16 protein-coding genes are annotated in these 14903 nt (G+C 70.9%); 12 read left to right on the top strand and 4 right to left on the bottom strand.

The features are described from left to right. Window positions 1–47: 47 nt before the first annotated feature. The 4 genes from K2L43_RS07375 to K2L43_RS07360 form a co-directional block, all read right to left on the bottom strand. Entirely contained in the window at window positions 48–728 is a 681-nt protein-coding gene (locus K2L43_RS07375; RefSeq protein WP_103738354.1) for a hypothetical protein, read from the bottom strand. Next, entirely contained in the window at window positions 725–1735 is a 1011-nt protein-coding gene (locus K2L43_RS07370; protein WP_172206620.1) for an MlaD family protein, read from the bottom strand. Before K2L43_RS07370 ends, K2L43_RS07375 begins: the two co-directional genes overlap by 4 nt. A gap of 15 nt (window positions 1736–1750) precedes the next feature. Next, complete coding sequence (locus K2L43_RS07365; protein ID WP_011805787.1) at window positions 1751–2560, bottom strand: ABC transporter permease; 810 nt, start codon at window positions 2558–2560, stop codon at window positions 1751–1753. Window positions 2561–2669: 109 nt separating this feature from the next. Beyond that, on the bottom strand, window positions 2670–3128 hold the full coding sequence (locus K2L43_RS07360) for a MerR family transcriptional regulator (protein ID WP_088887098.1): 459 nt from the start codon (window positions 3126–3128) through the stop codon (window positions 2670–2672). 40 nt (window positions 3129–3168) lie between these two features. Here K2L43_RS07360 and K2L43_RS07355 point away from each other — a divergent pair, with 40 nt between their 5' ends. The 12 genes from K2L43_RS07355 to K2L43_RS07300 all read left to right on the top strand — a co-directional run bounded on the left by K2L43_RS07355 (window position 3169) and on the right by K2L43_RS07300 (window position 14901). After that, window positions 3169–5190 (top strand): cation-translocating P-type ATPase, encoded by a 2022-nt coding sequence (locus K2L43_RS07355; RefSeq protein WP_220638766.1) that lies wholly within the window; start codon window positions 3169–3171, stop codon window positions 5188–5190. After that, window positions 5187–5606, top strand: a complete 420-nt coding sequence (locus K2L43_RS07350) for a DUF3703 domain-containing protein (RefSeq protein WP_047351140.1) — start codon at window positions 5187–5189, stop codon at window positions 5604–5606. Before K2L43_RS07355 ends, K2L43_RS07350 begins: the two co-directional genes overlap by 4 nt. A gap of 147 nt (window positions 5607–5753) precedes the next feature. After that, entirely contained in the window at window positions 5754–6383 is a 630-nt protein-coding gene (locus K2L43_RS07345) for a YitT family protein (RefSeq protein ID WP_220638765.1), read from the top strand. 75 nt (window positions 6384–6458) lie between these two features. Beyond that, entirely contained in the window at window positions 6459–6860 is a 402-nt protein-coding gene (locus K2L43_RS07340; protein WP_015912855.1) for a hypothetical protein, read from the top strand. Between the two features lie 103 nt (window positions 6861–6963). Then, a complete protein-coding gene (locus tag K2L43_RS07335) occupies window positions 6964–7311 on the top strand; it encodes a hypothetical protein (RefSeq protein WP_220638764.1) in 348 nt (115 codons plus the stop codon). Continuing rightward, window positions 7308–8741, top strand: a complete 1434-nt coding sequence (locus tag K2L43_RS07330; protein ID WP_220638763.1) for a TolC family protein — start codon at window positions 7308–7310, stop codon at window positions 8739–8741. Before K2L43_RS07335 ends, K2L43_RS07330 begins: the two co-directional genes overlap by 4 nt. A 1-nt stretch (window position 8742) precedes the next feature. Further along, window positions 8743–10131, top strand: coding sequence for a multicopper oxidase family protein (locus K2L43_RS07325; protein ID WP_220638762.1), 1389 nt, complete (start codon window positions 8743–8745; stop codon window positions 10129–10131). A 16-nt stretch (window positions 10132–10147) separates the two neighbouring features. Next, window positions 10148–10630 carry a plastocyanin/azurin family copper-binding protein gene (locus K2L43_RS07320; protein WP_220638761.1) on the top strand — a complete coding sequence of 161 codons (483 nt, stop codon included), beginning with the start codon at window positions 10148–10150 and terminating at the stop codon, window positions 10628–10630. A gap of 67 nt (window positions 10631–10697) precedes the next feature. Next, window positions 10698–11159, top strand: coding sequence for a DUF411 domain-containing protein (locus tag K2L43_RS07315; RefSeq protein WP_220638977.1), 462 nt, complete (start codon window positions 10698–10700; stop codon window positions 11157–11159). Between the two features lie 23 nt (window positions 11160–11182). Then, window positions 11183–11566, top strand: coding sequence for a copper-binding protein (locus K2L43_RS07310; protein WP_255580543.1), 384 nt, complete (start codon window positions 11183–11185; stop codon window positions 11564–11566). 55 nt (window positions 11567–11621) lie between these two features. Beyond that, window positions 11622–13832, top strand: a complete 2211-nt coding sequence (locus K2L43_RS07305) for a copper-translocating P-type ATPase (protein WP_220638759.1) — start codon at window positions 11622–11624, stop codon at window positions 13830–13832. 55 nt (window positions 13833–13887) lie between these two features. Beyond that, window positions 13888–14901, top strand: coding sequence for a P1 family peptidase (locus tag K2L43_RS07300; RefSeq protein ID WP_011805800.1), 1014 nt, complete (start codon window positions 13888–13890; stop codon window positions 14899–14901). Window positions 14902–14903 lie beyond the last annotated feature (2 nt).

Here is a 14903-nt window from a genome sequence, read left to right as displayed (position 1 = left end):
TCCAGCCGCCTTCGGGCGGCTTTTTTGCGGGCCGCCCGGGCCGGGCTTCAGGGCACGGCGCTGGCGGGTGCGCCGCCGCTTTCCACCACAGCGACGCGCCGCCGCAGCGCGGCCTCCAACGCGGTATCGCCCGCCGCACCCGCCCGTTCGGCGCGCAGCAGCAGCCAGGCCATCAACGGGCGGCGCCATCCCTGCGCCGAGGCGGTGTCGGTGGCCAGCACCATGACTTCCGGCGTAGCGCGCCCGGCGCGCACGGCCGCACCCGCTGCCACCAGGCGCGCCAAGGGGTCGGCAATCCCGGCAATGGACTGGGGGCTGGCCGCGGCGGCGCGTTGTGCCTCGGGCAGCAGCGCCGCCTGCGCGGGCGTGGCGCGGCCTGCCAGGTAGTCGGCATAGGCCTGCTCCGGCGGCGCCGCATCGGCGCGCAGCGGCTCGAAAGCCGTGCAGGGCTGCAGTTGCAGGCTGGCGACCTGCGCGGCGCAGCGCATCAGCTCCACGCGCGCCAGCAACTCGGGCCGGCCTGTGCGTGCCACCTCGGCGCGTGCGCGGGTCCATTCCTGGTCGGCCACGCGGGTGTTGCCGGACAGGTAGGCCTCGGTCGCCCGCTCGGCCGCGCCGTGGGCATTCATCTGCCAGTCGGGCACCGGCGCCTTGCCGGCGCAGGCCGACAGCACCACGGCCAGCGCGGGTGCCAAGCCCCGGCACAAGAGAAGCTGCAGGGAGGTCATGGCAGTTTCAGCTCCGTTTCGCGGGCAAAGGGCCACTTGCGGTTGATCTCGTTCACCAGCGCATCCACCTTGCGCAGGCTGCCTTCCACCTCGGCGCGCAACGTGCCCAGGTCGGTCGTGGCCTCGCGCGCGTTGGCGCCCACGGCCTGGGCCTCGGCCAGCACGGCGTCCACCTTGGTGAGGCTCTGGCGCGCGTCGGCCAGCAAACCGTTGAGCTGCACCACGGCGGCCCGCACCTCGGGCACCAGGCCGGGGTCGCCCTGCGCACCGAAGACCTGCCTGTCCGCCTTGGCGGCCATGCCGTCGATGCGCGCAAGCAGCTGGTTGGTGCGCTCCAGCGTGGTGAGGATCTTCTTCGCGTCCGCCTCGTTGCCCATGAGCACGCCCAGGGCGCCGCTTGGCGCGTTGAGCCGCTCGGTGAGTGTGCGCACCTGGGCCATGGCGCCACCCAGGGCGGACTCTGCGCCGGTCATGGCGTTCAGGTTGTCCAGCAGCTGGCGTGCCGATGACATGAGCTGCGGAATCTCCGCCGTGGCGTCGCCGCGCAGCACGGGTCGCTCGGCGCCGTCCTCCAGCGGCGGGTCGGCCAGCATGCCGCTGTAGGCCTTGATGGTGGTGCCGCCCACCAGTCCGCTGACCAGGGTGAACACGCTGGAGGTGCGCAGCCAGTGCGCGTCGCGCTGGGCCACGTCGATGAGGATGCGCACGTTGCCGGTCTCGGCCAGTTCGATGCGCCGCACCCGGCCGATGGGAAAGCCCGAGAACGTCATGTCCATGCCCACGACCACGCCCTCGGAATCTTCGGCCGTGAGCACCAGCCGCTGCGTGGGCTCGAACGCGCCGCGCGCGTACAGCAGGTACAGGCCCGCACCCAGCACGAGCACCAGCGTGAACAGCAGCAGCGCCGCCGCCTTGCGCTCCAGATGGGCCACGGGCCGCAGCAACTCTACCGGCGCGTTCGCCGGCGGTTCGGACAGCGGGGGTTGGGGACGTTGCGGATCGGTCATCGCGTGGCCATGAAATCAGTAGTAATTGCCCATCAGCGAGATCACCTCGATGAGCAGCAGCACAGCGAACATGCGCGCCAAGCCGCCCAGCTCGGAGTCGGGCTGCTGGGCCTGGCGTGCGTCGCCGCTCTCGTAGAGCCCCGAAGCCATGGGAATCAGCGCCACGGCCAGGCTGAAGAACACGGTCTTGAGCACGAACACCAGCGTGATCTGCGGCGCGAACACATGGCCGAACATGCGCGTGTACACCGGCAGCCCCGCCGTGTTGAGCCCATACACGCCCAGGTAGGCCATGACCAGCGCCACTACGCACGACAGCGCCGCCAGCGTGATGCTGGCATACACGCCAGCCACCACGCGCGGCAGCAGCTCCATGCGCACGGGGTCGGCGCCGCGTTGGCGCAGAGCCTGAAGGTGGCCCGACTGGCGCATCAGCGCCAGCTGCGTGCCGTTGGGGATGGTGGCGCGCATCGCCACGAACAGCGCGGCGGTCAGCGGGATCAGCTCCAGCACCAGTACGCGGATCACCATCTCCAGCGCATAGCGCGACAGGCCGTAGCTGAGCGCCGTGACGACCACGATGCGCGTGATGACCAGACTGATGAGTGCCGCCAGCACCGTGAAGCCCAGCAGGATGGGCGCGGTGTCCTGGTACATGTGGCGCGCCAGCCGCCAGCGCGTGGCGCGGCCGTAGCTGGACGGCGAGAGCATCAGCACCATGACCACGGCGCCCAGGTAGATGATGCGCCACCACGCCACGGCCCAACGCCGCGCCTGGGCCCACAGGCGCCGGGGCACGATGGAAGGGTGCAGGCTGGCGTTCATGCGCGGATCATAGGCGAAGGCTGCATTCGATAAGTAACAAATTAGCCGCTAGCGCTTATGCAGCAAGCGCTAGCAGCTATTAACACCATAGCAACCTGTGCCATGGGCCTCATACATGCCTGCGGGCCGCCGGCCCTGCGGGCGGCACGGGATCGGCATCGGCGCGTGCGTGCAACGCCTCGATCACGTGGCACTGCCTTCCCGTGCCGTCGCAACGGCTGCGCAGCGACAGCAGTTCCTGCTCCAGCGTCGCCAGCTCGGCCATGCGCGTGCGCACGTGCGCCAGGTGCTCGTCCAGCGTGACGCAGGCGGCATGGCCGTCGGTGGTACTGCAGGCGTCCAATGCCAGCAGGCCGCGCACCTCCTGCAGCGACATGTCCATGGCGCGGCACAGCCGCACGAAGCGCATGCGGTGAACCTCCTCGTCGCTGTAGAGGCGGTAGCGGTTGTCCGCGCGGGTCTGCGCGGGCAGCAGGCCTTCCTTTTCGTAATAGCGGATGTTGGCCGGTGGCACGCCCGAGAGCCGGGCGGCATCACCGATACGGTGGCGGGGGCTTTGTCGCAGCATGGCTTGACCTTCGAGTGGCTTCAAGGTTTCCAATCATGGCATGAGCCAAAGCCATTCCTCCCATTCCGCGTCCCATTCCCATGGCCCGGGCGCGGCAAACCTGCCTCCTTCGCCTGCATCCGCATGCAGCGGCTGCGCCTGCAGCACATCGGCGGGCGACGGCCACGACCACGGCACCCTGCCCGGTTGGCCGCGCATCGCCGCGGCGCTGGCCCTGGCCACGGGCGCCGAGGTGGCGCACTGGATGCAGCAGGACTACGCCGGCATGGCCCTGGCCGTGGTGGCGATTGCACTGTCGGGCCTGGGCGTGTACCGGGTGGGCCTCAAAGACCTTGCGCGCCTGCGCCTGGGCATCCACGCGCTCATGGCCGTGGCGGTGACGGGCGCCTTCCTCATCGGCCAGTGGCCCGAGGCAGCGATGGTCATGGCGCTGTACGTGGCGGCCGAGCGCATCGAGGACGGCGCCATGGACCGCGCGCGCCATGCCATACGCCAGCTGCTGCAACTGGCGCCCGCCACGGCCGACGTGCTGCAGCCGAATGGCAGCACCCTGAGCCTGCCCGTGGACCAGGTGCCGCTGGGTGCCACCGTGCGCATCGCCCCGGGCGCGCATGTGCCGCTGGACGGCACCGTCACCCACGGCAGCAGCAGCGTGAACCAGGCCCCCATCACCGGCGAGAGCCAACTGGCCGACAAGGCCGCCGGCGACCCGCTGTACGCGGGCAGCGTGAACCAGCAGGGCGAGCTGCTGATGCAGGTGAACGCCCCGCCCGGCGACACGCTGATTGCGCGCATCGTGCGCGCGGTGGAGCAAGCGCAGGCCGGCAAGGCCCCCATCCAGCGCTTCGTGGACCGCTTTGCCGCCATCTACACGCCCGTCGTGTTCGCACTGGCCGTGCTGCTGGCGCTGCTGGCCCCCCCGCTGATGGGCTGGACCTGGACGCAGTCCACCTACCAGGCGCTGGCGCTGCTGGTCATCGCCTGCCCCTGCGCGCTGGTCATCTCCACGCCGGTCACGGTGGTCAGCGCGCTCACGGCCGCCGCGCGGCGCGGCATCCTCATCAAGGGCGGCAGCGCGCTGGAGGCCGCGCGCGGCCTGCGCGTGGTGGCGCTGGACAAGACCGGCACGCTGACCATCGGCAGCCCTGCCCTGGTGCAGTGGCGTGCCCTGAACGGCGCCGATGCCGACGCCGTGGCAGATGTGGCCTGGCAGCTGGCCAGCCGGTCTGAGCACCCGGTCTCGCGCGCCATCGCCGCCGGCCTGCCCGCGGCCACCCACAACGGCGTGCAGAACCTGCAGGCCCTGCCCGGTCGCGGCGTGCAGGCCGAGGTGGGCGGCCAGCGCTGGTGGCTGGGCAACCTGCGCCTGATGCGCGAACAAGGCCTGGCCGACGCTGCGCTCGAAGACGCCCTGGCCCAACAGGAGCGGCAGGGCCGCACCGTCACCTTGCTGGCCGACGCGCAAGCCGTGCGCGCGCTGTTCGCCGTGGCCGACCCGCTGCGCGGCCACGCGCGCCAGGCCATCGCCGAACTGCGCGCGCTGGGCGTGCACCCGGTGGTGTTGAGCGGCGACAACCCGGCCACCGCACAGGCCATCGCGGCCGAGGCGGGCATTACCGACGCGCAGGACGCGCTCGGCGGCCTGCTGCCGCAGGACAAGCTCGACACCCTGGCCGCGCTGCAGCGCACGCGCGGCCCCACCGCCATGGCGGGCGACGGCATCAACGATGCGCCCGCGCTGGCCCAGGCCGACGTGGGCTTCGCCATGGGCGGCGCACACAGCACCGGCATGGCCATGGAGACGGCCGACGTAGTACTCATGAACGACGACCTGCGCCGCATTCCCGACACCGTGCGGCTGGCACGCCGCGCACACGCCGTGCTGTGGCAGAACATCACCCTGGCGCTGGGCATCAAGGCCGCGTTCTTCACCCTGGCGCTGCTGGGCATGGCCAGCATGTGGATGGCCGTGGCAGCCGACATGGGCGTGAGCCTGCTGGTGGTGGCCAACGGGCTGCGCCTGCGCCGCGGTGCCTCTATCGCGGCGAAGGAGGCCGCATGACCATGACCCAATCACCACAAAGCCGCCAGCGCGCCGCCTACGACTACCTGCTGCAGCGCTGGCGCACCAGCGTGGATGCGCCCACCGAACAGCGTTGGCGCTACCTGGAGGCCGCCCATGTGGTGGGCCAGAACCGCCTGGGCCTGCACTGGCGCGCGCACTGGCAGATGCTGCGCTTTGCGCGCCAGTTGGGCGACGCGCCGGAGGCTCGGGGCCAATGGGCGCGGCTGGGCCTCACGCTGGTGGGCCACCTGGTGCGCCGGCTGCCGCAGGGCAACATCGGCCGTGCCAGCGTGCCCGCGCTGCGGCCCATGGTGCCCAGCGTGGCCGTGCGCGCATGCATCACCGAAGCCATGCAGGCCACCCAGCCCCCCGGCACGCCGGGTGCGTCAGAGATGAGTCAAATCGACCTCTAGCGCCCGCCTGACAAGCGCAAACAGCTCACCTTTTAGGAGCATCACACCACCCAGACACGGGAATTTGACCCAGCGCAAGACACAACGACCGATGCCGTGGTGCAATCGCGCCCCCGCCGGTCACCACGGCGACTGCCGATCCCGCCCATGTCCACCACCACCGCCAACGCCGCTCCCGCCATGGTCCCGCACACCCGCACCGAAGACGCCGTGGCGATTGGCGTGGGCGTGACGCTGATCTCCGTGGGCGTGGCCTTCCTCGCCAGCGCCGGGCTGCTCACCACCGGCGGCATGGCGGGGCTGGCCTTCGTGCTGCACTACGCCACGGGCATCGGCTTCGGCAAGCTGTTCTTCGCGCTCAACCTGCCGTTCTACTGGCTGGCGCTGCGCAAGCTGGGCCTGGCCTTCACGCTCAAGACCTTCGCGGCCGTGGCGCTGCTGTCGGTGCTGTCGGAGCTGCAGTCGCAGTTCCTGCAGATCAGCGAACTGCAGCCGCTGTATGCGGCCATCACCGGCGGGCTGATCATGGGTATGGGCTTTTTGGTGCTTTTCCGCCACCGCTGCAGCCTGGGGGGCGTGGGCATCATGGCGCTGTACCTGCAGGACCGCTTCGGCTGGCGCGCCGGCAAGGTGCAGATGGCCGTGGACTGCTGCATCGTGCTGGCTGCGCTGGTCACAGTGGAGCCGCTGCGCGTGCTGTGGTCGGTCATCGGCGCCGTGGCGCTCAACCTGGTGCTGGCCATGAACCACCGGCCAGGGCGCTACATGGCGGTCTGACGGCACGCGGCCGGGCCATCGCCCGGCGCTCGCTCTGGCGGGAACTTCCTGCACCGCGCCGGTATCATTCGCTGCATGCGCCACGCCGTTGCCATGATCCTGGGTCTGCTGCTGGTCCTGCGGGGCCTGCTGGGCGACGCCATGGCCATGGGCGTTGCACCGGCCACGCCCGCGCAGCCCACCATCGCGGCAGCCGCTACCCACCACGCTATGGCAAGCGACACGCACGACCACGGTGGTCATGACGGCGACCATGCCAGCGCATCAGCACAGCCGCACTGCTGCGATACCGGCGGGGCGGTCCACGCGGAACACCCAGCCGGCTGTTCGGCCTGCGGCGCCTGCCATTCGGCCTTCTACGCGCCGGTCTGGGCGCCAGCCTTCCATGGACGGCACGACAGCAGGTTGCAACCGCACCCTGGCACCCACTTTGCCAGCGCCACGGCTGCGCAAGCCATCAAGCCACCCATCTCCTGAGCACTGACGCCCGAAGTGCGTCCGCAATCGGCTGCATGTCCCCCGACGGGGCCGCAGCCGAGAGTCGCGGACGCGGTTGTGTCATGTTTGACGGGAGACTCCCATGCGCTTCGCGCACCCCACCAGCCCTGCGGCCATGATGGCCCTGGCGGCCCTGGCCGGCATCGCACCGCCGACCTGGGCGCAGGTTGACAATGTTCCTGCCGCCCCATCGCAGACCGCCACCGCCGACTCGGCACAGGCCCCCAGTCTGCCCTTGCGCCACCAGCCCCTGCCCCCCAGCGGCGACGTGGCCGAGGCCGACATCGGCTGGAAGGCCGCCAACACCGCCGTGGGCGCCTTTCCCGGTGGCCACTCCGACATCGTGCGTTGGGAAGCCGAGCAGGCACGCGCCGCGCCGCCCAGCCCTGGCATGCCCACCCCGAAACACCACCACGGAGGCCGGCCATGAGGCGCCCTCCGCTCGCCCTGGCTGCGCTGGCCGCTGCACTGGTGTTGGCCGGCTGCGCCAGCGTCGCCCCCGATGGGCTGCGCGGCGACGTGCAAAGCCATGTCCAGCCCCGCCTGCCCGACGGCGCGCAACTGCCCGCGCCCGATGCGCAAAGCCGCAGCGACGCGCAGGCCCAGATCACCGAATGGCTGCGCCTTCCCGTGGATGCGGACACCGCCGTGCGCGTGGCGCTCTTGAACAGCCCCGCGCTGCAGGCCCGCCTGGCCAATCTGGCCGCGCAGGATGCGCAGCGCGCACAGGCGCTGACCCTGTTCAACCCCACGCTGACGCTGGGGCGATTCACCAGCGGGCATGAGCGCGAGATCGAGCGCCAGCTCGGCTTCAGCCTGGTCAACGTGATCACCCTGCCCTGGCGCACGCGTTGGCAAGGCTGGCAGATGGAGCAGGCCACGCTGGCCGCCGCACAGGATGTGCTGCGCCTGGCCGCGGACACACGCCGCGCCTGGCTGCGCGCCGTGGCCGCCCGGCAGGTGCTGGCCGCGCGCGAACGCATGCACGAGGCGGCCGAGGCCGGTGGCGAGCTGGCGCGGCGCATGGCGCGCGTGGGCAACTTCAGCCGGCTGCAGCAGGCACGCGAAATCGCCATCACACAGGACGCGGCAGCACAGCTGGCCCGCGCGCGGCTGAATGCCGCGCTGGAGCGCGAGCAACTGGCGCGGCTGATGGGGCTGTGGGGCGCGCAGGCCGACTTCACGCTGCCCGATGCGCTCCCTGCCTTGCCCGCGGCGGATGCACTGCGCGGCGGCGACGACGCCGAAGCCACGGCCCTGCGCGAGCGGCTGGACCTGCGCGCGCTGCGCCGCGACCTGGACACCACCGCCGACCGCAGCGGCTGGGCCGGTGTTGGATCCGTGTTCGGCGACATCGGCCTGAGCTACAGCCGCAACACTGCGACCGAGCGCGCCTCCGGCCACCGCGAGACCACACGCGGCTGGGAGGTAGAGCTGCCTCTGCCGCTGTTCGACTGGGGCGGAGCTGCCACGGGCCGCGCGCGGGCCGAGTTGCAGCACAGCGCCGCGCAACTGCAGGATGCCGCCATCCGCGCGCGCAGCGAGGCACGCAGCCACTGGCTGCGCTACCGCACCGCCTGGGACCTGGCGCACCAGCAGCAGGCCGAGGCTTTGCCGCTGGCGCGTTTCATGCAGGACGAGGCCGTGCTGCGCTACAACGGCATGTTCATCAGCGTGTGGGAGCTGCTGGCCGAGGCGCGCCGCGCCAGCCAGGCCGTGGCTGCCGCCACCGAGGCGCAGCGCGACTTCTGGCTCGCCCAGACCGACCTGCAACTGGCTCTCACGGGCACATCGCCCGGCGCGCCCACCGGCCTGCCGTCCGCTCCCACCACCCCCAACGCCCCTTCGGAAGGCCACTGACATGCAGCGCCGCCATTTCTTCTCCGGCGCCGCCACGGCCGTGGTCGCAGCCTCCGCCGCATCGGTGAGCCGCGTGGCCTTGGCCGCGCTGCCCGAGGCGCCCTCGCAATCCTCTGCCGCCACGGCCGCGCCGCTAACCCCGTCCGGCGGCCGGCCCTACCAGCCCGTGGTCACGCTCAACGGCTGGACGCTGCCATGGCGCATGAACGCCGGCGTCAAGGAATTCCACCTGGTGGCCGAGCCGGTAGTGCGCGAGGTGGCGCCCGGCTTCATGGTCAACATGTGGGGCTACAACGGCCAGAGCCCGGGCCCGACCATCGAGGTGGTGGAAGGCGACCGCGTGCGCATCTTCGTCACCAACCGCCTGCCCGAGCACACCAGCGTGCACTGGCACGGCCAGCGCTTGCCGAGCGGCATGGACGGGGTGGCCGGGCTTACCCAGCCGCACATCCCCGCGGGCAAGACCTTTGTGTACGAGTTCACGGCGCGCCGCCCCGGCACCTTCATGTACCACCCGCATGCGGACGAAATGGTGCAGCTGGCCATGGGCATGATGGGCCTGTGGATCACGCACCCGAAGGCGCGCCACCCCCTGATCGCGGAGGTGCAACGTGACTACGCCTTCCTGCTCAGCGCCTACGACGTGGAGCCGGGGAGCCTCACGCCCAAGGTCAACACCATGACCGACTTCAACATCTGGACCTTCAACAGCCGGGTGTTCCCCGCCATCGACCCGCTGGTGGCACGACAGGGCGACCGCGTGCGCATCCGCGTGGGCAACCTGACCATGACCAACCACCCCATCCACATCCATGGGCATGAGTTCGAGATCACGGGCACCGACGGCGGGCCGACCCCGAAGGCCGCGCGCTGGCCCGAGGTGACCACCGACGTGGCCGTGGGCCAGATGCGGCAGCTGGAGTTCATCGCCGACGAGCCCGGCGACTGGGCGCTGCATTGCCACAAGAGCCACCACACCATGGGCGCCATGGGCCACGGCGTGCCCACCATGATCGGCGTGGACCATCGCGGCCTGGTCGGGAAGATCCAGAAGATCATTCCCGACTACATGGTCATGGGCGAGCGCGGCATGGCCGACATGGGCGCGATGGAAATGCCGCTGCCCGACAACACCTATCCCATGATGACCGGCACCGGCCCCTTCGGCCCGCTGGAGATGGGCGGCATGTTCACGACCCTGAAGGTCCGCCAGGGCCTGGCCGCCCAGGACTGGCGCGACCCGGGCTGGTACCAGCACCCGGCGGGCACGGTGGCGCACGAATGGGCCGGTGCGCCCTTGGACGCCACTGCCCCGCGCCCGACCCCGCCCGGCCGGGCCCCCGGCGCCCCCAGCGTGCGCAAGCCGGGTGCCAGCCACGAACACCACTGAACTCTCGGAGAAACCCATGAAATCTATCAAATTCATAGCTGCTTGCGCTTTACTGGCGGGCGCTTCAGCCAGTTTTAGCCATGAGAACATGCACAACAGCCACCCTACCGTCGCCCCGCAGCAGCAAGAATGGGGGATTGCGGGAGAGGCCAAGGGCGCAAAACGCACCATCACCTTGCGCATGACAGACGACATGCGCTTTACCCCCTCGCACTTCACCGTCAAGCAAGGCGAGACCGTGCGCCTGCGCGTGGAGAACAAGGGCCAGGTCATGCATGAGGTGGTGCTGGGCACACAGGGCACGCTGGACCAGCATGCGGCCATGATGCGCCAGTACCCCGACATGGAGCATGCCGAACCCCACATGGCCCACGTGGCCCCGCGCGCCAAGGAAGACCTGGTCTGGCACTTCAACCGGCCCGGCCGCTTCGACTTCGCCTGCCTGATCCCCGGCCACTACGAAGCAGGCATGCGCGGCACCTTCACCGTCACGCCCTGAACAACACCACCACCCGCATCATCAGGAGTCCACCATGCGAATCACGCAACCCACCCGCCGCCAATGGATGACGGCCCTCGCCACCGGCTTGGCCGGCGCTGCCCTGCCCGCCCTGGCCCGTGCCGCCGCCCCGCAGACTGCCGTGGAGGTCTGGAAAGACCCCAACTGCGGCTGCTGCAAGGATTGGGTGAGCCACATGCAGGCCAACGGCTTCACGGTCACCGTGCACGAAACGGGCAACGCCGCCGTACGCGCCAAGCTCGGCCTGCCCACGCGCCTGGGCTCGTGCCACACCGCGCTGGTGGGCGGCTACCTGCTCGAAGGCCATGTGCCCGCTGCCGACGTGCGCAAGCTGCTCCAGGACAAACCCAAGGCCCTGGGCCTCACCGTCCCGGGCATGCCGGTGGGCAGCCCCGGCATGGACGGGCCCGAGTACAACGGCCGCAAGGACCCGTACGACGTGCTGCTGGTCACCAAGAACCTGATGAACAGCGACGTCTCCACGCGCGTATTCACCAGCTACCGTTGATGCACACCATGAAAGGCCACGCCATGCCATCGCACACCCTGCCAGCGCGCGCGCCGCGCATCGCCCTCGCACCCGTGGCCGCTCTGGCACTGCTGGGCCTGCCCGGCAGCTGGGCACATGCCCAGGGCTCGGACCACGACGCCCATCACACCGAAACGCCCGCCGCGTCCGGCGACAGCACGCAGGATCTCAGCGAGGGTGAAGTCACGCGTTGGGATGCACGCAGCGGCAAGATCACGCTGCGCCACGGCGAGCTCAAGAACCTTGCCATGCCGCCCATGACCATGGTGTTCACGTTGCTCGACCCGGCACAGGCGGCCACCTTCAAGCCCGGCGACAAGGTGCGCTTTCGGGCCGAACGGGTGAAGGGCGTATTCGTCGTCACCCATATCGAACCATTGCGCTGACGCCCCACGGACCGGGCGGCAGTTGCCCGGCCTCGTACCGCACCAAGGAGCCCTCATGCATTCCCACAGCACGCCGCCCGCAGCTGCCCCACACGGGCAGCACCTACACCACAGCCCCCACGTGCCCCGGCCATCGGCCGCTCCACCCGCCCCACCAACCGCCGACACGGTCTATACCTGCCCCATGCACCCGCAGGTGCGACAGAGCGGCCCCGGCCACTGCCCCAAGTGCGGCATGGCGCTGGAGCCGGTACTGCCCAGCCTGGACGCAGCCGATGACAACCCCGAACTGCGCGACTTCTCGCGCCGCTTCTGGTGGACGCTGCCGCTCACCATGGTCGTCACCACGCTGGCCATGGCCGGGCACCGGCTGGGTTGGGTCGGCATGGCCACGCAAAGCGGGGTGGAGCTGGTGCTGACGCTGCCCATCGTGCTGTGGGCCGGCGCACCGTTCTTCGTGCGCGGCTGGCAATCCGTGGTGCAGCGCAGCCCCAACATGTGGACTCTGATCAGTCTGGGCACGGGCGCGGCCTTCCTCTACAGCGTGGTGGCCACCGTGGCGCCGGGCGTGTTCCCGGCCTCATTCCAGTCCATGGGCCGCGTGGGCGTGTACTTCGAGGCGGCCGCGGTCATCATTTCGCTGACGCTGCTGGGCCAGATGCTGGAGCTCAAGGCGCGCTCGCAGACCTCGGCCGCCATCCAGTCGCTGCTGGGCCTGGCGCCCAAGACCGCGCGCCGCATCGCGGCCGACGGCAGCGAGGAGGACGTGCCGCTGGCCCATGTGCATGTGGGCGACCTGCTGCGCGTGCGCCCCGGCGAGAAGGTGCCGGTGGACGGCGTGGTCGTCGAAGGCAGCAGCGCCGTGGACGAGTCCATGCTCACGGGCGAGCCGCTGCCAGTGAGCAAGCGCACGGGCGACAAGCTGATCGGCGCCACGCTCAACACCAGCGGGGCGCTGGTCATGCGCTCCGAACTCGTGGGTGCGGCCACGATGCTGTCGCAGATCGTGCAACTGGTGGCGCAGGCCCAGCGGTCGCGCGCGCCCATGCAGCGCATGGCCGACCGCGTTGCGGGCTGGTTCGTATTGGCCGTGGTCGGCGTGTCTGTGCTCACGCTGCTGGGCTGGGGACTGTTCGGGCCCGAGCCCAGGTGGGTCTACGGCCTGATCAACGCTGTGGCGGTTCTCATCATCGCCTGCCCCTGCGCGCTGGGCCTGGCTACGCCGATGTCCATCATGGTGGCCACGGGGCGCGGCGCCACGCAGGGCGTGCTGTTCCGCGATGCGGCCGCCATCGAACATATGTGCCGCGTGGACACGTTGATCGTGGACAAGACCGGCACCCTGACCGAGGGCCGGCCGCGCTTTGAGCGCACCGTGGCCGCGCCCGGCTGGGGCGAGGCAGAGGTGCTGCGCCTGGCCGCCAGCCTGGACCAGGGCAGCGAGCATCCGCTAGCGGCGGCCATCGTCGCCGCGGCACGCCAGCAGGGGCTGGCGCTGGACGCGGCCGAGCAGTTCGACTCGGCCTCGGGCATCGGCGTGCGCGGCCGGATCGCGGGCCGCACCTTGGCGCTGGGTAACACAGTGCTGATGCAGCAGTCCAGCGTGAATACGGGACCACTGGCGCAGGCCGCCGAGGCACTGCGCGGCGAAGGCGCCAGTGTGATGTTCCTGGCCGTGGATGGGCAACTGGCGGGCCTGCTGGCTGTCTCCGACCCCATCAAGGCCAGCACGCCCGACGCGCTGGCCGCCCTGCATGCGGCCGGCCTGCGCATCATCATGGCCACCGGCGACGGGCTGACCACGGCAGGTGCCGTGGGACGGCGCCTGGGCATCGACGAGGTGCACGGCGAGGTATTGCCCGCCGATAAGCTGGCCCTGGTCGAACGCCTGCAGGCCGAGGGACGCACCGTGGCCATGGCCGGCGACGGCATCAACGACGCGCCGGCACTGGCGCGCGCCGACGTGGGCATCGCCATGGGAACCGGCACGGACGTGGCCATGAACAGCGCCCAGCTCACCCTGGTCAAGGGCGACCTACGCGGCATCGCCACGGCGCGCGCACTGTCGCAGGCCACGGTGGCCAACATGCGCCAAAACCTGGGCTTTGCCTTCGTCTACAACGCGCTGGGCGTGCCGCTGGCCGCCGGGCTGCTCTACCCATTCACGGGCTGGCTGCTGTCGCCGATGATCGCGGCGCTGGCCATGAGCCTGAGTTCGGCCTCGGTGATCACGAATGCCCTGCGGCTGCGCCGCGCACGGCTTTGAGAGCACCCCGCAAGACGCGGGGACAGGTGCCGGCGCGGCACCATAATCGGCGCCCATGCAAGCTTGCTCCCTGCACAGCGCCTGCGGCGCCATCACCGACGTTGCCGGCATCGAGGTCGGCCACTTCACCGACCCACGCCGCCCCACCGGTTGCAGCGTGGTGATTGCGCGCGAGGGTGCCGTGGCAGGCGTGGATGTGCGCGGCGCCGCCCCCGGCACGCGCGAGACCGACCTGCTGGCCCCGGGCAACCTGGTGGAGCAGGTGCACGCCATCATGCTGGCGGGTGGCAGCGCCTGGGGGCTGGAGGCCGCCACGGGGGCCGTGCGCTGGCTGGAGGAGCACGGCGTAGGGCTGGACGTGGGCGTGGGCCGCCTGCCACTGGTGCCAGCGGCCGTGCTGTTCGACCTGCACGTGGGCGACATGAAGGTGCGTCCCGATGCGGCGGCCGGCTATGCGGCCTGCGCCGCCGCCACATGCGAGCCGCCAGCCGAGGGCAACGTAGGCGCCGGCGCTGGCGCCGTGGTGGGCAAGATGTTCGGCCTGCAGCACGCCATGAAGGGCGGCGTGGGCACAGCCTCGGTCACCGTCGCGGGCGTCACGGTGGGTGCGCTCATTGCCTGCAACGCCGTGGGCGACGTGGTCGACCCGGACACCGGGCGCCCACTGGCGGGCGCCCGCGCTGCCGACGGGCTGACGCTGCGCGATACACGGCACGCGCTGCTGCGCGGCGAGCCCCCTCATCCCCTGCTGGCCGGCAGCAACACCACGATCGGCGTGATCGCCACCGACGCGCGGCTGACCAAGGTTCAGGCTCAGCGACTGGCCGTTGCCGGCCACGACGGCCTGGCCCGCAGCATCAACCCCGTGCACACCATGAGCGACGGAGATACGCTGTTCACGCTGGCGACGGGCCACGTGCCGCACCACCCCGGCATGATGGTGTTGGCCACGATGGCGGCCGAGGCGGTGGCCCGCGCCACCGTGCGCGCCGTGCTCGCCGCGCGCACCCTGCGCACGGCCGAGGGCCTGGCACTTCCGTGCCATGCCGATCTGGCTGCCGGGAGCTAACC

This window comes from Diaphorobacter sp. MNS-0 (assembly GCF_019602835.1).
In the GTDB taxonomy this organism is placed as follows: Bacteria; Pseudomonadota; Gammaproteobacteria; order Burkholderiales; family Burkholderiaceae_C; genus Diaphorobacter; species Diaphorobacter nitroreducens.
Note: the sequence above shows the minus strand (reverse complement) of the source record. Positions and strands in the feature narration are given on the sequence as shown.